Annotated in this window: 24 protein-coding genes and 1 pseudogene; 19 read left to right on the top strand and 6 right to left on the bottom strand. The window is 59.9% G+C overall.

All coding sequences use genetic code 11. The annotated features are described in order from the left end of the window. The 12 genes and pseudogenes from C9413_RS09435 to C9413_RS09380 all read left to right on the top strand — a co-directional run. On the top strand, positions 1–294 hold a 294-nt coding region (locus C9413_RS09435), incomplete at its 5' end, for an ATPase, T2SS/T4P/T4SS family (protein WP_170250394.1). Beyond that, positions 284–667, top strand: a complete 384-nt coding sequence (locus C9413_RS09430; RefSeq protein ID WP_040114418.1) for a TrbC/VirB2 family protein — start codon at positions 284–286, stop codon at positions 665–667. The genes C9413_RS09435 and C9413_RS09430, both read left to right, overlap by 11 nt. Then, entirely contained in the window at positions 660–959 is a 300-nt protein-coding gene (locus C9413_RS09425; protein ID WP_040114417.1) for a conjugal transfer protein TrbD, read from the top strand. Before C9413_RS09430 ends, C9413_RS09425 begins: the two co-directional genes overlap by 8 nt. 10 nt (positions 960–969) lie before the next feature. Further along, a complete protein-coding gene (locus tag C9413_RS09420) occupies positions 970–3,426 on the top strand; it encodes a conjugal transfer protein TrbE (protein WP_040114416.1) in 2,457 nt (818 codons plus the stop codon). After that, a complete protein-coding gene (gene trbJ, locus C9413_RS09415; protein ID WP_040114415.1) occupies positions 3,398–4,201 on the top strand; it encodes a P-type conjugative transfer protein TrbJ in 804 nt (267 codons plus the stop codon). Before C9413_RS09420 ends, trbJ begins: the two co-directional genes overlap by 29 nt. Then, positions 4,198–4,398, top strand: a complete 201-nt coding sequence (gene trbK, locus C9413_RS09410; protein WP_040114414.1) for an entry exclusion protein TrbK — start codon at positions 4,198–4,200, stop codon at positions 4,396–4,398. Before trbJ ends, trbK begins: the two co-directional genes overlap by 4 nt. Beyond that, the gene (trbL, locus tag C9413_RS09405; protein ID WP_040114413.1) at positions 4,392–5,573 is read left to right on the top strand and encodes a P-type conjugative transfer protein TrbL; all 1,182 of its coding nucleotides are present in this window, start codon (positions 4,392–4,394) and stop codon (positions 5,571–5,573) included. Before trbK ends, trbL begins: the two co-directional genes overlap by 7 nt. An 18-nt stretch (positions 5,574–5,591) precedes the next feature. After that, positions 5,592–6,253 (top strand): annotated as a pseudogene (locus C9413_RS09400) (conjugal transfer protein TrbF). 17 nt (positions 6,254–6,270) lie between these two features. Then, positions 6,271–7,083, top strand: coding sequence for a P-type conjugative transfer protein TrbG (trbG, locus tag C9413_RS09395; RefSeq protein ID WP_040114411.1), 813 nt, complete (start codon positions 6,271–6,273; stop codon positions 7,081–7,083). Between the two features lie 3 nt (positions 7,084–7,086). After that, positions 7,087–7,524, top strand: coding sequence for a conjugal transfer protein TrbH (trbH, locus tag C9413_RS09390; RefSeq protein WP_040114410.1), 438 nt, complete (start codon positions 7,087–7,089; stop codon positions 7,522–7,524). Positions 7,525–7,535: 11 nt separating this feature from the next. Further along, on the top strand, positions 7,536–8,873 hold the full coding sequence (gene trbI / locus C9413_RS09385; RefSeq protein ID WP_052451722.1) for an IncP-type conjugal transfer protein TrbI: 1,338 nt from the start codon (positions 7,536–7,538) through the stop codon (positions 8,871–8,873). 316 nt (positions 8,874–9,189) lie between these two features. Then, on the top strand, positions 9,190–9,894 hold the full coding sequence (locus C9413_RS09380; protein ID WP_040114495.1) for an autoinducer binding domain-containing protein: 705 nt from the start codon (positions 9,190–9,192) through the stop codon (positions 9,892–9,894). A 3-nt stretch (positions 9,895–9,897) separates the two neighbouring features. Here the strand turns inward: C9413_RS09380 and C9413_RS09375 are convergent, their stop codons facing one another. Continuing rightward, complete coding sequence (locus tag C9413_RS09375; protein ID WP_040114409.1) at positions 9,898–10,221, bottom strand: transcriptional repressor TraM; 324 nt, start codon at positions 10,219–10,221, stop codon at positions 9,898–9,900. 217 nt (positions 10,222–10,438) lie between these two features. On the opposite strand from C9413_RS09375, the gene C9413_RS09370 reads away from it, so the two are divergent. From C9413_RS09370 to C9413_RS09360, 3 genes are all read left to right on the top strand, one after another. Next, positions 10,439–10,654, top strand: a complete 216-nt coding sequence (locus C9413_RS09370) for a helix-turn-helix transcriptional regulator (RefSeq protein WP_040114408.1) — start codon at positions 10,439–10,441, stop codon at positions 10,652–10,654. 160 nt (positions 10,655–10,814) lie between these two features. Next, on the top strand, positions 10,815–11,447 hold the full coding sequence (locus C9413_RS09365) for a DUF433 domain-containing protein (RefSeq protein ID WP_040114407.1): 633 nt from the start codon (positions 10,815–10,817) through the stop codon (positions 11,445–11,447). Continuing rightward, positions 11,444–11,821 carry a DUF5615 family PIN-like protein gene (locus C9413_RS09360; RefSeq protein ID WP_040114406.1) on the top strand — a complete coding sequence of 126 codons (378 nt, stop codon included), beginning with the start codon at positions 11,444–11,446 and terminating at the stop codon, positions 11,819–11,821. The genes C9413_RS09365 and C9413_RS09360 overlap by 4 nt, the downstream gene beginning before the upstream one ends. A 21-nt stretch (positions 11,822–11,842) precedes the next feature. Here C9413_RS09360 and C9413_RS09355 read toward each other — a convergent pair whose 3' ends face one another. Genes C9413_RS09355 through traA form a run of 4 tightly spaced genes read right to left on the bottom strand, consistent with a single transcriptional unit; the run spans position 11,843 to position 17,501 of the window. Next, complete coding sequence (locus tag C9413_RS09355; RefSeq protein ID WP_040114405.1) at positions 11,843–12,457, bottom strand: TraH family protein; 615 nt, start codon at positions 12,455–12,457, stop codon at positions 11,843–11,845. Between the two features lie 16 nt (positions 12,458–12,473). Then, positions 12,474–13,637 carry a conjugal transfer protein TraB gene (locus tag C9413_RS09350; RefSeq protein WP_170250393.1) on the bottom strand — a complete coding sequence of 388 codons (1,164 nt, stop codon included), beginning with the start codon at positions 13,635–13,637 and terminating at the stop codon, positions 12,474–12,476. Further along, positions 13,627–14,133 (bottom strand): conjugative transfer signal peptidase TraF, encoded by a 507-nt coding sequence (gene traF / locus C9413_RS09345; RefSeq protein ID WP_052451721.1) that lies wholly within the window; start codon positions 14,131–14,133, stop codon positions 13,627–13,629. Before traF ends, C9413_RS09350 begins: the two co-directional genes overlap by 11 nt. A gap of 56 nt (positions 14,134–14,189) precedes the next feature. Beyond that, complete coding sequence (traA, locus tag C9413_RS09340) at positions 14,190–17,501, bottom strand: Ti-type conjugative transfer relaxase TraA (RefSeq protein ID WP_170250392.1); 3,312 nt, start codon at positions 17,499–17,501, stop codon at positions 14,190–14,192. 254 nt (positions 17,502–17,755) lie between these two features. Here traA and traC point away from each other — a divergent pair, with 254 nt between their 5' ends. From traC to traG, 3 genes are read left to right on the top strand one after another with little or no spacing between them, the layout of a single operon-like run. Further along, complete coding sequence (traC, locus tag C9413_RS09335; RefSeq protein ID WP_040114401.1) at positions 17,756–18,052, top strand: conjugal transfer protein TraC; 297 nt, start codon at positions 17,756–17,758, stop codon at positions 18,050–18,052. A 4-nt stretch (positions 18,053–18,056) separates the two neighbouring features. Beyond that, positions 18,057–18,272, top strand: coding sequence for a type IV conjugative transfer system coupling protein TraD (locus C9413_RS09330; protein WP_040114400.1), 216 nt, complete (start codon positions 18,057–18,059; stop codon positions 18,270–18,272). After that, positions 18,265–20,178 (top strand): Ti-type conjugative transfer system protein TraG, encoded by a 1,914-nt coding sequence (gene traG, locus C9413_RS09325; protein ID WP_170250391.1) that lies wholly within the window; start codon positions 18,265–18,267, stop codon positions 20,176–20,178. Before C9413_RS09330 ends, traG begins: the two co-directional genes overlap by 8 nt. On the opposite strand, the gene C9413_RS34175 is transcribed toward traG, so the two are convergent. After that, the gene (locus tag C9413_RS34175; protein ID WP_223844053.1) at positions 20,175–20,444 is read right to left on the bottom strand and encodes a PhnA domain-containing protein; all 270 of its coding nucleotides are present in this window, start codon (positions 20,442–20,444) and stop codon (positions 20,175–20,177) included. The genes traG and C9413_RS34175 overlap by 4 nt on opposite strands. Positions 20,445–20,595: 151 nt before the next feature. Between C9413_RS34175 and C9413_RS09315 the strand changes: the two genes are divergently transcribed. Further along, entirely contained in the window at positions 20,596–20,856 is a 261-nt protein-coding gene (locus C9413_RS09315) for a helix-turn-helix transcriptional regulator (protein ID WP_040114398.1), read from the top strand. Positions 20,857–21,087: the final 231 nt, after the last annotated feature.

Here is a 21,087-nt window from a genome sequence, read left to right as displayed (position 1 = left end):
GCCCTTACACTACTCAAGGCCTGGAACACCGGCCATCCGGGAGGTGTGGCGACAATTCACTCTAACACCGCCATGTCGGCGCTGCGTCGCCTTGAGCAGCTGACAGCCGAGGCAAGCCAGCAGCCGATGCACGAGGTGATCGGCGAGGCTGTCGATCTCATCATTTCGATCGAGCGGACGCCGCGCGGGCGGCGCGTTCGCGACGTCATCCACGTCGAGCGGTTTGCGGGCGGTCAATACGAGATCGAATCCGATCAGCTCACCGAAGAACAGGAGGCGCGCCATGTCGCATAAGCATGCACTCATCGCCGTCGCGCTCATTGCAGCGTCCAGTCTTTTCGCATCGGTCGCGCCGGCACTGGCCAGTTCCGGCGGCAGCCTTCCTTGGGAGGGACCGCTCGAGCAAATTCAGGAATCCATCACTGGCCCAGTTGCCGGCTATATCGCGCTTGCGGCCGTCGCAATCGCAGGCGGCATGTTGATCTTTGGCGGGGAGCTGAACGATTTCGCGCGGCGGCTTGTGTACGTCGTACTCGTCGCCGGCATCCTGCTCGGCGCCACCACCATCGTGGGCTTGTTCGGTGCGACGGGCGCCTCGATCGGGCTGACGGACGCGCAGATCACGTCGACTGGTTCGACCGGAGAAGGGGAGGGGGCTCATGGCTGAGTCGCTGTCCGGCCTGCAGCGCAATCGTATCCACCGCGCTCTGTCCCGCCCGAACCTGCTGATGGGCGCGGACCGGGAGCTAGTATTGATCACGGGTCTTGCGGCCGTGATCCTGATCTTCGTCGTCCTCACGGTCTATTCGGCGCTCTTCGGCGTCGCCGTCTGGATCGTGATCGTCGGGCTGCTCAGGATGATGGCGAAGTCCGATCCGCTCATGCGGCAGGTCTACGTGCGACACATTTCCTACAAGCCATATTACAAGGCGACCACATCGCCGTGGCGACGGTTTTGAGGGGGCGGTTGTGGTAGGTCTCAAACGCTTCCGGGCCACGGGCCCATCCTTTGCGGATCTCGTTCCATATGCCGGTCTAGTCGACAATGGCGTCCTCCTGCTGAAGGACGGAAGCCTGATGGCCGGCTGGTACTTTGCCGGCCCCGATTCCGAAAGTGCGACCGACATCGAACGCAATGAGGTGTCGAGGCAGATGAATGCGGTCCTGTCGCGGCTTGGAAGCGGCTGGATGATCCAAGCCGAGGCCATCCGCATTCCGACGGTCGACTATCCATCGGAGGACCGTTGCTATTTCCCTGACCCGGTCACGCGCGCGATTGACGCCGAGCGCCGGGCGCATTTCGCGCGCGAGCAGGGGCATTTCGAGAGCAAGCACGCCCTGATCCTGACCTACCGGCCGCTCGAGTCCAAGAAGATCGCTCTCAGCAAATACATCTATGCCGACGGGGAGAGCCGTAGGACGTCCTATGCGGACACGGTGCTCTTCGTTTTCAAGAACGCCATCCGCGAAATCGAGCAGTATTTCGCGAACACGTTATCGATCCGGCGAATGGAAACCCGCGAAACGGTCGAGAGGGGAGGGGAGCGGATTGTCCGGTATGACGAACTGCTTCAGTTCGTCCGCTTCTGCATCACCGGGGAAAGCCATCCGATCCGGCTTCCGGATGTCCCCATGTATCTCGATTGGATCGCCACGGCCGAGCTTGAGCACGGGCTGACGCCGAAGATTGAGAACCGATACCTCAGCGTTGTCGCTATCGACGGCCTGCCGGCAGAGAGCTGGCCGGGCATTTTGAACAGCCTCGACCTGATGCCGCTCACCTATCGGTGGTCGTCGCGCTTCATCTTCCTCGATGCCGAGGAAGCGAGAGCGAAGCTCGAACGCACGCGAAAGAAGTGGCAACAGAAGGTACGGCCGTTTTTCGACCAGCTCTTTCAGACGCAATCGCGTTCCGTCGATCAGGACGCGATGACCATGGTGGCTGAGACCGAGGATGCGATCGCGCAAGCCTCGTCGCAACTGGTTGCCTATGGCTACTACACACCTGTTGTCATCCTCTTTGATTCAGACCGCGAGGCGCTGCAGGAGAAGGCTGAAGCCATCCGGCGGCTGATCCAGGCCGAAGGTTTCGGCGCGCGGATCGAAACGCTCAACGCCACCGACGCCTTCCTCGGAAGTCTTCCGGGGAATTGGTATAGCAACATCCGCGAGCCGCTGATCAACACCAGCAATCTCGCCGACCTGATCCCCCTCAACGCGGTCTGGTCGGGAAACCCGGTTGCTCCGTGCCCGTTCTACCCCCCGAACTCGCCGCCGCTGATGCAGGTCGCAAGCGGCTCCACGCCGTTCCGGCTCAACCTGCATGTGGATGATGTCGGCCACACGCTGATCTTCGGTCCGACCGGATCCGGCAAATCGACACTCCTGGCACTGATCGCTGCACAGTTTCGTCGCTACCAAAATGCGCAGATCTTCGCGTTTGACAAGGGAAGCTCGCTTCTGCCCCTGACGCTCGCCGCGGGTGGCGATCACTATGAGATCGGCGGCGACAACGCGGAAGAGGGGAGGGCTCTGGCGTTCTGCCCGCTTTCCGGCCTCGGAACCGACGCCGATCGGGCCTGGGCGACGGATTGGATCGAGATGCTGGTCGGCCTGCAGGGCGTCTCCATCACCCCCGATCATCGCAACGCCATCTCCCGCCAGGTCGGCCTGATGACCAGCGCGGCCGGCCGCTCGCTCTCGGATTTCGTCAGCGGCGTGCAGATGCGCGAGATCAAGGATGCGCTTCATCACTATACCGTCGACGGGCCGATGGGTCAGCTCCTCGATGCGGAAGAGGACGGTCTATCGCTTGGCGCCTTCCAGACCTTCGAGATCGAGCAGCTCATGAACATGGGTGAGCGCAATCTCGTGCCGGTCCTGACCTACCTATTCCGCCGGATCGAGAAGCGCCTGGATGGGTTCCCGAGCCTGATCGTGCTCGACGAGGCCTGGCTGATGCTCGGCCATCCGGTATTCCGCAGCAAGATCCGCGAATGGCTGAAGGTGCTGCGTAAGGCGAACTGCGCTGTCGTTCTCGCGACCCAGTCGATCTCGGATGCCGAACGGTCCGGCATCATCGACGTGCTGAAGGAATCTTGCCCGACGAAGATATGCCTTCCGAATGGCGCCGCTCGCCAACCCGGCACGCGGGAATTCTACGAGCGGATTGGCTTCAACGAACGCCAGATCGAGATCGTTTCCGGCTCGATCCCCAAGCGAGAATACTACGTCGCCACCCCCGAGGGGCGGCGGCTTTTCGACATGTCGCTTGGACCCGTTGCCCTCAGCTTTGTCGGGGCGTCCGGCAAGGAAGACCTGAAGCGCATCCGGGCGCTGAAATCCGAACATGGTCACGACTGGCCGATCCACTGGCTACAGACGAGAGGAGTCCGTGATGCCGTATCGCTGCTCAATTTCGAATAAATGGCTCGCCGGCCTGGTGGCCGCTGCGTTGACGATCATGGCCGTGACGCCGGCACATGCCGGCACGGCCACGGGTGCTGCAACCGAATGGACGCAGGTTCTCAACAACGGCGAACTCATCTCCTTAGTCGGGAAGTCGGGTGAGCAGATCCAGAACCAGATCACGCAGATCAGCCAGCTCGCCGAGCAGATCCAGAACCAGCTGAAGATCTACGAGAACATGCTGCAGAACACCGCCCAGCTTCCAAACCATATTTGGGGACAGGTGGAGAGCGACCTCAATCAACTCCGAAATATTGTCGAGCAGGGACAGAGCATTTCGTTTTCGATGGGGAATTCGGACGATGTGTTGCAGCAGCGCTTCAAGAGCTACGCTGACATCAAGACCAACTTGCCGAGTAATGCGACATTCTCGTCCACCTACCAGTCATGGTCGGACACCAACCGCGACACGATCGCCGGTACGCTGAAGGCGGCGAGCCTCACCTCCGACCAGTTCGATAGTGAGGAAGACACGATGTCCTCATTGCGCTCGATGTCCGAGACGGCTGACGGACAGATGAAGGCCCTGCAGGTCGGGCACCAAATCGCCGCTCAACAAGTCGCGCAGATGCAGAAACTTCGCGGTCTCGTCTCGCAACAGATGACGATGATGGGGACATGGCTCCAGACCGAACAGACCGACAAGGACTTGGCGCAGGCGCGGCGGGAAAAGTTCTTTAACGCCGGGGCAAAAAGCATTCCAGAGGGTCAGAAAATGGAGCCTCGCTGGTGAGCCGCGTCCTCCTGATTGCCCGGCTGTCGGCTGTTGCCGCTGTATCGGCTGCTGCGGCCGTGCTGATCGTCAACTCCAGAGACAGCGGCAAACCCGCGCTCCCCGAGGAACAGCGCGCTGCCCGGGAGAATTTCTTCGGATCTGAGAAGCAGCTGCCGCCGATCAAGAATGGTCAGGAGATGCGGCCGAGATGGTGAAGGTAAACGTTGCACGTCCATTGCTGATCGCAGGGCTTCTTTTCATCGCCTATGCCGTACCGGCTTTCGCGCAGGAGGGACAGGTCCTCACGGAATTGGAAAACCAGGTCTCGTCCGCTGCGAAGGGGTGGGAGACCACCATCATGGATGCGGCGAAATCCCTTTTCTGGATCCTCGCGGCAATCGAGATTGGCATTGCCGCCGTCTGGCTCGCGATCCAAGCCGCGTCGCTGGACAGCTGGTTCGCCGAACTGGTTCGTCGGATCATGTTCGTCGGCTTCTTCGCATTTGTTCTCGAGCAAGGTCCGACGTTTGCGCGAGCCGTGGTCGACAGCCTTTTCCAAATTGGCGCCGGCGGCGGTTCGGCTTCGCCCGCTGAAGTGTTTGACGCTGGCATCCGGGTCGCCTCGCAAATGTCGGAACAAGCAAAGTTCGGTGTGTTCGAGGACAATGCACTTGCGATCGCGGCGGTGTTGGCAATGGGCATTGTCGTCATCTGCTTTTCGCTTGTCGCAGCGATTTTCGTGTCGGTCATGGTCGAGATGTACGTCGGCCTGCTCGCCGGCATGATTATGCTCGGACTCGGCGGCTCATCCTTCACGAAAGATTTTGCTATTCGCTACCTCGTCTACGCCTTCGGCGTCGGCTTGAAGCTCATGGCCTTGGTGATGATCGCCAAGATCGGGTCGAACGTCTTGCTGGGTCTTGCCCAGGCGCCCACCGCCTCGTCCGATCAGTTCGTTACGACCTTGGCCATCGCCGGTATTTCCGTCGTGGTCTTCATCATCGCCATGTATGTCCCGAACATTATTCAGGGCGTTGTGCAGGGCGCATCAGTTTCCGCAGGAATGGAAGCGATCCGCCATGGCGGACAAGCCGCCTCGTTCGCCGCAGGTACGGGCTTCCTCGCCGCAGGCGCGGCCGGCGCGGGCTTTGCGGCGGCTCAAGCGGCCCGCGCTGCAGGGTCGTCTGTCGCAGGGGCCGCTCTTCGCGGCATGGGCGCGAGCTTCAGCTCCGGCGCACAGGCTGCGGGATCGGCCGCGAAGGAAAAGGCGATCGGCTCTCCAGGCGCTTATGCCGGGTCCATTCTCGGTTTGGCCAACGCCAAGCTCGATGAACAGCGCAGCGGTCACAGCGGACCCAAGACCCCTCCCGAACGCAACGACAAACCGTAATCAGAAAGCGAGGGTTAGATGGCCGCAAACCGCGCCCCAGAAAATCCGTACCTTGCCGCCCGCCAGGAATGGACCGAAAGCTATGGCTCCCATGTGCAGGCTGCTGCCGCATGGCGCATCGTCTGCATTCTTGGCCTCGCCATGGCCGTCATCGGCTTCAGCTACGCGATGTATCTCAGTACCCAGGTCAAGCTGGTGCCCTATATCGTTGAGGTCGACAAGCTCGGAACGTCGATCACAGCCGGGTTTGCCGAGCAGATAGAATATGCCGATGCACGTGTCGTGCGCGCGACGCTCGGCAATTTCGTCACCAGCTTCCGCTCCATTACGCCTGATGCGGTGGTGCAGAAGCAATATATCGATCGGACCTACGCGCTTCTTGCACCTCCGATCCGTCGACCCAGAAGATCAACGCCTGGTTCCGCGGCAATTCGCCGTTCGAGAAGGCGAAGACATCGACGGTCGCCATCGAGGTCAACAACATTGTGGCGCTCTCGAACCAAACCTACCAGATCGACTGGACGGAATATGAGCGTGACCGGAACGGCAAGGAAACCGGAACGCGCCGTTTCCGGGGGATCGCAACGGTGGCGCTGACCACGCCACAGGACGAGGCGACCATCCGACTCAATCCGATCGGTCTCTATGTCCGGGACTTCGACTGGACGGCACAGCTTTAAGGGCAGGGGATTTCTCAATGCACAGAACAGGATTGATCGCAGCCGCCAGCTGCATGGCCGGACTCTTGCTCGCGATGGGCGCTCAAGCGCAGAGCATGACAACGAATGAGGTGAGGGGCACGAATATTTCGGGGAAATGGCGCGGCACACCGGGCCTCGTCACGAAAGGACCGGACGGGAAGGTGATCTTCCTGTTTGGCGAAACGCAGCCGTCTGTCGTCTGCTCACCTCTGCAGGTCTGCGATATCGAATTGCAGGGCGGCGAGATCGTTCGCGATGTCCTCGTCGGCGACACTGTGCGCTGGAAGGTAGAACCTGCGACCTCTGGTGCTGCCGGTGGGCAGGCAATCCATCTTATCGTCAAACCGTCGGAGCCAGGCCTTCTCACCTCGATGATCGTCACGACCTCCCGGCGAACCTACCATATCCAGCTCAAGTCCCACCCCAGCCAGTATATGGCGCGCGTCGGTTTCGAGTATCCGGAAGACGTGACGACCAAGCTCGCCGACATCAATGCCCGGCTCGAAACCGGCGGCATTCCCGGCACGGCGCCGGACAAGCTCAACTTCTCCTATTCAGTCAGCGGAAGCGCCTCGTGGAAGCCGAAACGGGTCTATTCGGACGGGGTGAAAACCTACATCCAGTTCCCGAAGTCGACCTCCGGCCGGGATGCGCCGGTTCTTTTCGTCGTGTCAGGTGGCCAGAACCGCATCGTCAACTATCGGATGAAAAACGACATGATGATCGTCGACTATGCGGTGGACAAGGCGATCCTCGTTTCCGGGGTCGGTTGGCGGCAACAGAAAATCACCATCCGACGGGGAGGGTGAACGATGCGGACGCTTCTCATGCTTATCGCCGCCGCTGCTCTGCTTTCGGGTTGCCAAACGACTGACGACGCTCTGACCACCAGTTCAACCCCGGTAGCCGTCACCGGACCAACCGCAACCGCCATCGCCGGCGACATGGCAAATCGCCTCGCTGAACAGATCGGCCCGGCCGGAACGACCACCATCAAGATGGACAAGGGCACATCGGAATTCGCCATCGCGCTCGAGGCGGCCCTGAAAGGACGGGGCTACTCGGTGGTTGGGGATGGCAAAGTCGCCAAGGACGCCAAACCGGTCGAGCTTGCCTATGCGATCGATGGCTTCGACGGACAGGTTCTGGCGCGGCTTTCGACGCCTTCCATTGCCCTTGGCCGTGCTTATACGCCGACTACGGCCGGCGCCACGCCGGCAAGTCCAATTTCGATCATGCAGCGCAACTGACGGAGGAGAATATGGTCCAGTCGCTCCAGCTTGGTGCCCCCAACCAAGCCGACGATCAGCAGGGCATGCGCCGCCTCAATCGCCTGCCGATCATCGTCGCCATCATGATCATCGCGCTGTTCATCGGCGTGGTCGTGATTGGCCTGTCATGGCGCGGTCTCTCCTTCAACCGTGGCAGCGACATCGAAAACGCCTCCAATACCCCCGCGACAAGTTTCGGTGACCAACTAAAACGGGGTATATCGGATGGAATTATCGGCGAACCGGCTGAGCGCGAGGCGTTCCAGCCGACCCCTGTCATTGAGCACAAGGTCGACAAAGAGGAACCGGTTGGTGAACGCCAGCCCGCAGAACGGGAAGAGCGGCGGCCCAGGCTCGAATCCGAAGAGGAGTGGAAGGCTCGCCTGAAGCGAGAACAGGATGAACAGTATATGCGCGAGGCCCAGCGTCAGCGGATGGCTCGCCTCCAGGCGCGCGCTACGGCGCTCGATTCGCCGCTGAAGGTAGACACATCCAATGTCGACAAGGCTTCAGACCTCACGAACACGGGCCGACAGACGACAAATGCCGCGGTAAACAGTGCCTCAGACCTCTATGCCGCCGCGATGAAATCTGGTCTGATGGGCCAGAACTTCGATCAGAACGGCCAGACATCGAAGGAGGATTTCTTCAATCAGAATATCAAGGATCTTGGTTACCTGCCTGACCAGGTCGTGCCACAGATGTCACCCTACGAATTGAAGCGCGGCTCGATCATTCCGGCGACCTTGATCACCGGCCTAAATTCCGACTTGCCAGGGCGCATGACCGCTCAGATCAGCCAGAATGTCTACGACAGCGCGACCGGGTATCGCCTGCTCATCCCGCAGGGCGCAAAGCTGTTCGGCCGTTACGATTCCAAGGTGTTCTTTGGTCAGGAACGTGTTCTCGTCGTCTGGACCGACCTCATTTTCCCGAACGGGTCGACCCTGCAGATTGGCGGCATGGCCGGCACGGACGCGGAAGGCTACGGCGGGCTCAAGGACAAGGTGGATCGCCATCTTTGGCGGACCTTCGGGTCGGCCGCGCTGGTCGCGATCATCGGAACCGGGATCGACATGTCGTTGCCTGAAAGTTCGACTCTTGCGACGCAAGATACGGCGTCGGACGCAGCACGACGGAATTTTGCGGAAAGCTTCGGTCGCGTCGCGGAACAATCGATCTCGAAGAACCTCAACGTACAGCCGACGATCCGCATCCGTCCTGGCTACGAGTTCAATGTCCTGGTAGATCAGGATATTGTTTTTCCCTCAGCCTATGGCGACCACCAGTCGGGGATCAGAAATCCCGGTTTGCCGATAATCAGGTGAGGCTGGTCGAACCCTTCCACACCGCCGCAATCAGGTATCAGCAGAATCTCTGATTCTTTTGATATGTTATAGACTAACGGCACTTGAATGCCCGGAAAACGGGAAGTAGACCTATCGTGCATCGATCGTGGATATGCTTCGCGTAGCAGGGCACCTCATGTTTTCATTGGAAAAGAAGCGGGCGGACAGTTCGCAGTCATCGTCCGATGTCCCAAGTGGCTCCGGTCGGCGAACGTTGCACCGTCTAACCAACGCCGCGTGAAAGGCGCGACGGATGGAAGGCGCGCAGCTGGGCAAGAACATAGGAGAAAAGTCAGTGGACGGAGACCTTCGCTCCCTCATCGACATGGCAGAAGCCGCGCGCGATGAACGTATGATCAAAAGCGCTCTGAATAGATTCGCGAATTCTTGTGGCTTTGAGCGTTTCGCCTATCTGCAAACCGAAGGCGCTGAAATCCGTACGTTCAATTCCTATCCCGAGGAATGGCAGGATATTTATCTCGGCAGCCGATATTTCCTCATCGATCCAGTCGTCACGGAAGCCAAGCGTCGCATGGAGATGTTTTCCTGGACGGCCGATGACTGGCCGGCTCGTGGAGCGTCCGAACTCAGGCGCTTTCGGGACCAAGCCATCGAACACGGCATTCGTAGTGGGGTGACGATTCCTGTCGAAGGAAGTTTTGGCTCCACGATGATGCTGACGTTTGCCTCCTCGGAGAAGAAGGCCGACCGTTCAATATTGCAGGACGGGCAAAAAGCGATACAGGCGGTCATCGCGATTCACTACCGCCTGAAAATCATAGCTGCGGCGACAATCGTCGCCCCGAAAGGGCTCCTTTCACCAAGAGAAGCGATGTGCGTCATGTGGGCGGCAAAGGGCAAGAGTGCCCCGGAAACCGCGATGCTGACGGGAATCAATCCGAGAACAGTGCAGCACTACCTCGACAGTGCGCGCCGAAAGCTTGAAGCAGCAACCGTTGCGCAACTCGTAGCGATCGCTAAAGATCACGGTCTCGTTTGAACGTCATTCATCGCCATCCGAGGGAACATCAGGGACATAGCCAAGCGCGTCGATGATGTCCGAAAGTTCCTCCTGCTGGGCTTCGGATTTCTTCTGACGCGCGATATACTCGTCTTGCAGGTTCTTGAGTACGGCGCTGGAGACGGACGGGTCGGCGCTCGCGCGAGTCCACTCCTCATAGACAGCTTCGTCGGCGGCGAGAAGGCTGCGGTGTTCGCTGATCGCGGAAACCGCCAGCGCCTCCAATTCTGACTTGTGCATCGACCTGTAGCGAGATCCTGTTGCCTTCCGTTGGTCATTCGCCTCGGATGAGCCCACATCGTTCATCCGTTTCTCCTCAAACTTCATTCTCTCACCGATCGGAACCAAAGCCTCGTCCGCATTATATCCGTTAAGCCGCTACATCCAATTTTTCTAGGGTTAGGACAAGGCCGCTGATTTAACCTCGACATTTAAGCCACCGCTCTGGACGGACAGGTGTTCGAGCGCGTTTACACACTTTAGTTGATAAACTTAAAGTATGTAAACCGCGATTTTCCGCGTCATGGATATGCGCAAACTCGTGGGGAGAAATTTCGCCCTTCTGCGTCGGGAGCAGGGCCTGACTCAGGAGGACGTTCAAGCTCGCTCCGGGTTTAGCCAACAATATATTAGCGGCTTGGAGCGCGGACGGCGTAACCCGACGATTATCACGCTCTATGAGCTTGCGCAGGCGCTTGGTGTCAGCCATGAGGAATTGGTTAAGTCAAGGCGCGATTAGTGCCTTCTAACAAACGCTCTCCTCGGTCCAAGCGCGAATTTTTTAAATCTCTTCATCAGCGAAAAATGTTCCAGTGAGAGCGACCACCAGCCAAGGCCGAGTGGTCAATCTTTACGCCAGGCGTCAGTTGCGTTATATATTCTTCGCAAGGAGAATGATTATGGCTACGACATCACGCGCCTACACGCCTGCCGAGGCTGCAGCTGTCAGTGAGATCGCTGTAAAATCGGTACACAATGCGATTGACAAGCGGATCATCGCGACTCATCCGTTCAGCAGTGAGCGCCGAGCACTCACCGATGAGGATCTACTTCGCTTGAAGCTCTGGTATGGCGTCGGATCGATCTTGTCTGCTGAGCGTCGCAAACGTCTATTCGATACCATCGACCAGAACCCCGACGCCAATACGATAAGGGCAGACGACTATTTGATCGTCGATGTCGCTCGGGCAAGAGAGCAGTTGGCCGCACGCGCCGAAGCACTTGGGGAAGCTGAGAAAATCATTCACAGCGTGAAAGGCGTCGTTGGCGGCGAACCAGTCTTCAAAGGGACGCGTGTTCCAGTACGGATGATTGCCGCGATGAAAATCCAGGGCGCGAGCACCGAGGAAATTGTCGAGGGCTATCCATCGCTGACCGAGCGAATGGTGGAGCTCGCGGAAATCTGGACAGCGGCACATCCCGCCCGGGGGCGGCCGCGAAAGCTTTCCGATCAAGGACTGAAAGTGAAGTCGGTAAAGCGTTTGAAACTTTCAAATGAAGGCGCCCGAAAACCGTCGGGCGCCACCTCGTGAAGTTTCTCATCGATGAATGCCTTCATTCGTCTCTCGTGGCCGTGGCCCAAGGTCACGGCCACGATTGTTTCCGCGTCAATTGGCTCGGACTGAGCGGCGAAGCCGATTGGGATCTCATACCTCGAATAATCGAGGGAGATTTCACCTTCGTCACGAAAGACGCCCGCGACTTTCGAAAACTCTATGCGAAGGAAGAATTGCACGCGGGCCTTGTGATCATCGTCCCGCAAGTCCTGCCTTCGCTGCAACGGGAGCTGTTTGATCTCATTCTTCAGGAACTGGTAGAGGCGCAATTGGTCAACGAGGTCATCGAGGTGACCATCGACGGAGATGAGGGGGCGGTTCTTGCGCGGTATTCGCTTCCGGAAGCTTAGCCGCTTTTGCGGGAAAAGGGGTCATTTTCCTCCGATCCTCGATAGGTCGATCCGCATTTCTGCGGATCCAACGCCGTGGCTTTTCTCGGGGCTTTCAGTGTTCGCATGGTCAACATGGCTGTCGCTTTTGGCTTCGTCCTCGTCTGAGGGCGACGCCCTATAGGGCGTCACGCTTCCTCCCGGATCAGGAGCTTGAAACACGCTCGCGCCCTCGAATTCGCCGGTCTTCCAGGCATAGACGGCATCCTCGAATATCTGAGGGAAGACATCGTCGTTCGCAGGGTTGCCGTACCACTTGGTGACGATCCTCAGGACCTTGGCGAACATCGCCGTGCCGCTCCGAAGATTCTCGCAAGCATCGACGAGGACCGGCTTCAAGTCAGCCGGTTCCTTGACTCCAACGCCAGCTGGATACTGCGTCAGGCCGACGCGGACGACAGCCCTCCCGGCATATTGGCGCACGATCGCCATCGCCTCGTCGGCTGATATGGCCTTCGGAACGAGGATCAACCGGCCGCTCATTTTGACGGTGACGGCGAGGGGATCGGCGGAGCCTGCGGCGGCCACGAATTGCTCGACGATAGCGGGCTTGAGAGAAGGGTCGGAGCATTCTTTGATCAGGGCGGCGTCGAGCATACGGTCTCCTCGGGCTTCAGGTGTTGAAGGAAAGAACAAGCGGTTTTGCGAATAGTTTTGCCCATGCCGTGGTACTGGCGCGCTGGATGGCGACTATAGATGTCCCTTTGGTCCACCATCCGTTTCCCACAGCGACGATAAAATCCGGATCCTGAAACATGGATTGCAGGGCGGGCCAAACGATCAGTTGCTCGTAGCAGATCAATGGTGCGGCCCGATTGGCGCCAATTGCTACGACCGGGTTGGCAAAGAAATGTGCCCGCGCACCGCCGCTCTTACCGATCAGCAACCGCCATGGCTGCCACATCGAGACTGGGACCGGCATCCGCTCACGATAGAGGAGCCGGCCTCCCTCGGCAGAGAGGGCGAGGAGCACATTGTCGTATCCGCCCGCATCGACGATTGCGGCGCCAGCGACAACAGAGATGCTGGTTCCCTGGAGAGCCCTTGTCCAGAGCCGTTCGACGGTCGGCGTCCAAAAGCCCAAGGCGCTTTCGGGCAGAACAACGGAGCGAATGCCGCGAGATGCCTGGTCCTTCACCGTTGCAATCAGATCACGGTGGCGCTGCATACTGGCGTCACGCCCCAGCGAAGCTGCCAATTCCAAATCGACGCCCTGCCAACCTTCGGGTAGTTTCGGCTCGGTCCAGACTGCGGCGGACCACACCCAAAAGCCTCCTAAGGCGATTGCGACAGCTGGCCATATGCGGGTTACGAGGCTCGCAAGGCCGGCTGTCATGGCCGCAAGTCCCCACCATCCCCATTGCGGAAACAGGACGCCGGCGGCGGTGACAGGATGCGCCCAGCCCGTGATACCGAATGGTGGAATGGCCATAAGGATGGCCGCCAGGCGAGAGAGAAAAGAACGCACGCCGTCGGACCTCGTCAAAAGAAACACAAGGACCGGGAAAAAGAAGGGAGAGGCACACAGCCAGAGCAGTACGCCCGGCCGGAGATCCGACGAAAAGAATGCCGCGACGCCTTGCGGCAAACCACGCGACGCCGCCAAAAAATATCCGGCGGAGACAAGCGCCGCTACCAGTCTCGATCGCGCGATCGACCAGATGATCGGAAACCCCAGCGCGACAGGCAGGAGCAGTACATGGCCGCTCCACCCCACCGCGCCCACTGTAATCGAGGCGAAGATCAGCAGCGTCGGCTGAAGGCGGTCACGGCGCATAGGTGAGCACCTCCTGCGCCAGACCGCAGATGCCGGAAGCGGGCATTGGGCCAAAGTAGCGGGAGTCGTAGGAGCCGGCGAACGGGGAATGCAGGAAGACTTGCCCCCGTGGCACGACGCCACTCGGAAATGGCGACAGCGGCCGACCCTTTCCGTCTCGAAGCGCGAGGCCCGAAGCAGGAACCACCTGCCCGTCTACGTTTACGCCAGCGCCGATTTCGACATGCTGTCCCGCGACGGCGATGATCGTCTTGATGAGCGGCGCAACGCCGCTCCGGCAAAGACCGGAGCGCAGATAGCCGCGCGATAGCGCCTCCCGCATTCCGGCCGTTTCCGGCGGGCAGATGAACACCAGGTCATCGACAGCTGCCGGACGATCAAGTGGAACAATGCGCCAGAGACCGAGCGGCTCGCTCGGTGTCAGATTGATACGGTAGCCGCCCAAGAAGGCGGCCATCGCGAGCAGGACGGTAATCCCGGCCACGACGGATAGCATGGTAGCCGTTCGTTTCTGTTGCGCGATTATCGCCGGACGTATTCCAGCCCCTGCCGTCATTTCAACGAGAGCCCTTGGGCTTTCGTCTGACGCAGGGTCTCCACCTGCTTCAGCGCCTCCGTCGTGCGCTCATGCGCTGCAAATTGCTGGACCGTTCGCATCGAGTTCCAGGCGGATTGGACCTCCGCCTTCTGCCCTGCGGACATGCCAGTCGTCACTGTCTGAAACGCCTGGCCGCTCGTGTCTTTGGCGGCGAGCGGAAGGAAGGTCCGTTCGCCAAAACGCTCCGAAACGGCTCTCGCAAATCCTTCGAGTTCCGCCTTCACCATTTTATCGGCAAGGGCATATTCCAATCCGGCCGGAAGATCGTTCCGGTCGATGGCGTCACGGACACGTTCAAGCGTCCGTTTCGCGGCCGGTGAGAGTGCCGGAATATCCACGGACACCTTCAGACGGACGGCCCGCTCTTCGATCTCATGCTTGCGTTCAGCATCCGCCCGCTGGCGCAGATAGCGTTCAAGGTTGCGGGCAAGCGCCGGCGCATTGTTGAGTGCCCTTTCGCGACCCTGCTTGTCGGCGCGGCTTGCGAGTATTCCTGTCTTGCCTTTCAGCGCACCGAAGCTATCCGGTTGCGTGCCGATCCTAGCGATGGTGGACTTCGCGGCGGCTTCGTCCTTCAGGATCGCATCGACATTAACGGCCTTGAATGCGGTTTCCGGCTGGGCGTAGACGAGGTGGAAGCGGGTCGAGACCTCCTCCCATTGCTTCTTCAGGCCGGGGTCGGCGGCAACCTTGTCCTCGACAGCCTGCTCGAGCGATTTCGCGAAGGTCGCGATGCCGGATACCATGGGCTTTGCCTCCTTGATAATGTTCTGGATGGGAGATTTCTTTGCGCCGGTGGAAAGTCCGAACTGGCCGCCGATGGCGGCAAGACGTGCGGCCAAGTCCGCGAGCTTTTGTTTCTGCCGGACCGTCCATTCGAGCCGATCACGGACGAGTGTGCGGGCAACGTTGACGAGATGCAGGCCGCGGGCTTCGGCAAAGCGAAGCGCCTGCTTGTAAAAAGCGCCCTTCTCGTAAGCGAGCGTCGTTTCCTGCGCGTTCCTGCGTGAGAGAATCGGGATCAGCCCACCAGATTTTGCGAACGAGCGTCGGCCGTAGTAGACGGCCAGATCCTCACGATGACGGGTCATGGCGACGTAGGTCAGGTGGCGATCGAGCGACAATGACGCCAGAATATACACCCGGTCGATGGTCGCGCCCTGGGATTTGTGGATCGTCGTGGCATAACCGTGGTCAACATGGTTGTAGAAGCGCTGCTCGACCGTGACCTGGCGACGATGTTCCCCCTCGCCGATCTCGGCCACGATGCGGCCAGGTAGCGCTTCCACGACCTTTGCCAGCATACCGTTCTTGACGCTGAGCGAACCCTCGTTCTTCAGGAACACGATATGGTCGCCGGCAGCAAACTTGCGGTTGCCATCCTCGGTCTTGAACACAAAACCTTCGGCGAGGATCCCGCGTTCAACGAGTTTGGCACGAGCCATCTCGTTGAGCATCCGGACGTCACGTCGAAGGTGTGCGAGGATCAGAGTGGTCTTTACCGGATCGTAGTCGCCGTTCCAGTCGGCGATCAGATTTTCGACTGCTTGGGCCTTCAGCTCCGACCCTTTGAAGTGCCCATAGGCACGGTAGGCATCGACCGCCTTGCCGACTTTGCCGCGTGCAAGATCGAGCGAGGCATCGCGCATCCACTGCTTGCGCTGGCGGTAGATGGTTTCGAGCTCGGCATAGCCGATGCGATCGGCAATCGCCCGGAACGCTGCACCCGCCTCGATCGGCTGGAGCTGTTCCGGATCGCCGACCAGAACCAGTTTGGCGCCGGCCTTCGTCGCTGCTTCGACGAAGAGCGCCATCTGTCGTGACGACACCATCCCGGCCTCATCCAGAACGAAGACGGTCTTATCGTCGAGCTGGTTACGGCCCGCGTTCCAGCGAAGCACCCAGGACGACAGCGTGCGAGACCGAATGCCGGCTTCTTTTTGCAGGCCCTCGGCGGCTTTACCGGCGAGCGCGGCACCAACGACGCGATAGCCGGCCGCTTGCCAGGCCTCGCGCGCTGCCTTCATCATCGTGGTCTTGCCGGCGCCGGCGCGGCCGATCACGGCGGCGATCCGTTCTCCGCCAGCGACGTGCGCGATCGCGATCTTCTGCTCCTCCGACAGGCGGGAATGGCGTGAGAAAGTCGCCTCCAGCACCGCTTCTCGAACACCATGCGACGAACGGTGAGATAGCCAGATCGCACGGTTGGCCATCTCGGCTTCGAGTTGGATCACCTCCCGCGTGGTGTACTTGGCAGATACCCGAACACCGGTGGCGAACTCGATCCGCTCGCGCTCGAGCTGAAGCGTTTCCGGACTTTGCAGTGTCCTCACCAGAAGGCTTTGAAACAGATCGGCATCATCGATATAGCGATGAAGGACTTTCGCCACATCGCGCTCATCGAAGACGCTCTTCTCCCGCGTGATCAGATCAAGGACGATCTCAGGACGGCGCTGGACCCGGCGAGCGTTCTCGGCGCGACGGTCCTCTTGGAGCTCGATGCGTTCGAGCGTGAGCGGCTTCGTCGCCGCCTCGGACTTGCGTTCGATTGCCTTCGTTCCCACGCCGAGATGAATCGTCGGCGTCAGCTCAATTCCCTGCTTATCAAAGGACCGGCCATCGATGCAGATGTCGAGACCCGCAAGCGCCAGATGCCGGTTCTGGCACGCGAACCAGCCATCGCGGAGCGCATTGAAGTCGTCTGTGCTCCCGGCCCAAAGCTCGTAGACGATCTTGCCGGACTCATTGCGCATCGGATTGCCGTCCGGTCCGAGCACGGCGACCTTCTTGCCCCCGAACCCGTCATCGGTCAGCGGCCGGAGCGTGGTCATCAGATGCACATGAGGGTTACCAGGTGCGTCGTGGTAGACCCAATCGGCCACCATGCCCGTCGCGATGATGTGCCTCTCAACGAATTCGCGAACGAGAGCGATGTTCTGCTCGTAGGTCAGCTCGACGGGCAAGGCGATCGTCACGTCCTTAGCAAGCTGCGCATCCGACCGCTTCTCGAAGGCCTCGACCTTGTTCCAGAAGGCTTCGGACGCGCCGGAGACCGACCGGTCAGCGATAATCGTTCGCAGCCAATCGGGAGCGTCGGCCGGGATGACGAACTCCTCATGAGCCAGGCCCTGCTTGCGCGTGTAGTCGATCGTCCGAGCTTCCCGCTCGTAGTCCATCTTGGCGCAGTGGCGATAAGCCGCCGACAGGACGGCGCTGCGGCCGGAGCCGCGGGCGACGATACTGACGGAGAAGTGAGGGACGGCCACGGTGGAGTTCTTTCCCGGTTGCGAACGAAATCAATGGGTTCGTCGGGAGCGGAAGGCCGGACCGGGCCTCAAGCAAGGGCGTCGCATCAGCGACGTATAATTGCGCCCTTGGATGCCGCTCCTTCGGAACGGCCGGGATCATCCGCGAAAGCATCGCCATTGGCGATTGTAGAATTAACAGCAGTGCGTTCCGCACAGGCATCCGGAAAACTGGGTCGAAAGACAAGCTTTCTCATCCAAGGAGACGATCGGACATGAAGAAGCCATCCTCGAAAATCCGCGACGAAATCGCCAAGCTCCAGGAACAGCTCAGGACTGCCGAGACCCGAGAAGCCGAGCGGATCGGCCGGATCGCGCTCAAGGCTGGACTAGGCGAAATCGAGATCGATGAGGCGGAGTTGCAGGCAGCCTTCGAGGACGTGGCGAAACGGTTTCGCGGAGGCAAGGCCGGATCGAACGGAAAGGAAAGGGGAGGGGCAGGTAGCGGCAATCCTGCGGAAACCGCGGCGGTCACGCGTGGCGCGGCTCAAGGCAGCGGCAGCGAGGCTTGAGAGGATGCAACGCAACACGGCCTCGGAGGCGCGGAAGAAAGACACACGCGACAAGATCGAACTCGGAGGCCTGATCGTGAAGGCGGGCCTCCGTTACGAGAAGCGGGCGTTGCTGCTCGGGGCGCTGATCGAGCTAGACCGCCGTCTCAAGGAAGAACCTGGCGAGCGGGCAAGATTGACGGCCATCGGTGCGGAGGCCTTCGGCAAGAGCCGTGAATAGGGTCCTTCTCGCCATCACCCCCGTCATGCTCATGGTCGGCGTGGCGATCCTCGCAAGTGGTATGGCTCCGTCCCTGGCGGGGTTTGGCAAGACCGAGGCCGCCAAGCTCATGCTCGGCCGGGCAGGCATTGCGCTCCCCTATGTCCTGGCTGCCGCGATCGGTGTCGTCTTTCTGTTCGCTGCCGTCGGCGCAATTCGCATCCATTTCGCCGGCTGGGGCGTTGTCGCGGGGAGTGCCTCTGCAATCTCGATCGCGGCGTTGCGTGAAGCAACGCGACTTGCCGCATTCTCCGGACAGCTACCGGCGGGGAGATCCATCTTCGCCTATCTCGATCCCCCTACGATGATCGGCGCGGCCGCCGCATTGATGGCTGGATGTTTCGCCCTGCGGGTTGCGCTCCTGGGCAACGCGGGCTTCGCTCGGTCTGAGCCGACGCGCATTCGCGGAAAACGCGCCCTTCACGGAGAGGCCGACTGGATGAAACTGAACGAAGCGGAGAAGCTGTTGCCCGATGCGGGCGGCATCGTCATCGGCGAACGTTATCGCGTCGACAAGGACAGCACCGCAGCACTTTCGTTCCGCGCCGATAGCCCGGAAACATGGGGCGCCGGCGGCAAGTCGCCGCTGCTTTGTTTCGACGGCTCGTTCGGCTCCTCGCACGGGATCGTCTTTGCCGGTTCGGGCGGCTTCAAGACGACCTCGGTGACGATCCCGACAGCGCTCAAATGGGGTGGAACGCTCATCGTGCTGGATCCGTCGAACGAGGTGGCGCCGATGGTTTGCAAACGCCGTGAAGATGCTGGGCGACGGATCAGGATTCTCGATCCCAGGAATCCGCAGACCGGCTTCAACGCGCTCGACTGGATCGGGCAATTTGGCGGAACGAAGGAAGAGGATATCGCCGCGGTCGCGTCCTGGATCATGAGCGACAGTGGCCGCACGAGCGGAGTACGCGACGATTTCTTCCGAGCTTCTGGTTTGCAGTTGCTGACCGCGATCATCGCCGATGTTTGCCTGTCCGGACACACGGAAAAAGAGCGACAGACGCTTCGCCAAGTGCGCGCGAATCTGTCGGAACCGGAGCCGAAACTTCGCCAGCGCCTGCAGGAGATCTACGACAATTCGGAATCGGACTTTGTGAGGGAAAACGTAGCGGCGTTCGTCAACATGACGCCGGAGACCTTCTCCGGTGTTTATGCAAACGCGATCAAGGAAACGCACTGCCTGTCCTATCCGAACTATGCCGCTCTGGTCTCCGGTTCGTCCTTCTTGACCGAAGACATTGCGTCCGGCAAGACCGACGTGTTCATCAACATCGACCTCAAGACACTGGAGACCCATGCCGGCCTTGCGCGCGTCATTATCTGCTCGTTGGTGAACGCGATCTACAATCGCGACGGCGTGATGAACGGTCGCGCTCTCTTCCTTCTCGATGAGGTGGCGCGTCTAGGCCATATGCGCATTCTAGAAACTGCGAGAGACGCCGGCCGCAAATACGGCATCACGCTGACGATGATCTATCAGTCGATCGGTCAGTTACGGGAAACCTATGGCGGCCGGGATGCATCGAGCAAGTGGTTCGAGAGCGCGAGTTGGATCTCGTTCGCCGCCATCAATGATCCGGAAACGGCCGATTACATCTCAAGACGATGCGGGATGACCACGGTCGAAATCGATCAGGTCAGCCGCAGTTTCCAGGCGAAAGGATCGTCTCGCACGCGCTCGAAGCAGCTTGCAGCCCGACCGCTGATCCAGCCGCATGAGGTACTACGAATGCGAGCCGACGAGCAGATCGTCTTCACGGCTGGCAACGCCCCGTTGAGATGTGGCCGCGCGATTTGGTTTCGGCGTCAGGACATGCGGACCTGCGTGGCGAAAAATCGATTCAAGTCACCATCGACTTAGTGCGCCGTAACTACCTTCTGTGGGAAATCACGATAGCGATGCCACATCTGAACGCGCGTTCCAAATACATGTATGCCCTGAATTCCTCTTCGCTCAGTTTTTTCGTGTCGCGCATCGTAGGCATTCGATTTCATCCGTTGCCGAATGTTCTTGATCAGGGTGCCACGTTCCAGCGTCACAGAGGTGTCCTTCACCTTCAGATCCTTTATGAGCGTGACGGAGTCCCCGTCTTGGAGCGGCGTTCCGTTGCTGTCTTTCACGATCATGTTTTTGGCTCCGGTCGCTTGACATGGAAAGCGTTGGCGAATTCCATGCCTGCCTGCACGCCAACCGAGACCTGTTCGTTGCATGTTGATGTTTTTTACATCAGTGATAATGTTGTTAATGTGATTTCTCATACATAAACATGAATCTCAGATGATCACCGCCGCCCAGCTTCGTGCCGCCCGTGCTCTCCTCGATATCGACCAGAAAACCATGGCAGCGATGGCTGGTGTCTCGGTGCCGACCATCCAGCGCATGGAGGCAAGCACCGGGAATGTGCGCGGGGTGATCGATTCCTTGGTCAAGGTTGTCGAGGCGCTCGACCGTGCTGGCATCGAGCTGATTGGCGAGCACGCCGTCAGCGGCGGCGGCGGGCGCGGTGTTCGTCTCAGACACCCCGTGAATACGGGCTAACTCTCAGGAATTCCGCGAACGCGGCGCCGACCGGCTGACCGGCCGACGATCCGCCTCCGTTGTGGCACGCGAAAGGATGGTCATGGTCGCCCGAACTGCTGAGCCCGGCTTTTTTGAGCTGTTCACCCCCAAGCTTGTCACGGTTCTCCGCGAGCGCTACGGCCTCGCGGACCTGAAAGCCGATGCCATTGCCGGCCTGCCGGTTGCCATCGTGTCGCTGCCACTGTCGAT

This window comes from Rhizobium sp. SEMIA 4085, from assembly GCF_013004495.1.
GTDB lineage: Bacteria > Pseudomonadota > Alphaproteobacteria > Rhizobiales > Rhizobiaceae > Rhizobium > Rhizobium gallicum.
This window is presented reverse-complemented; position numbering and strand designations above follow the sequence as displayed.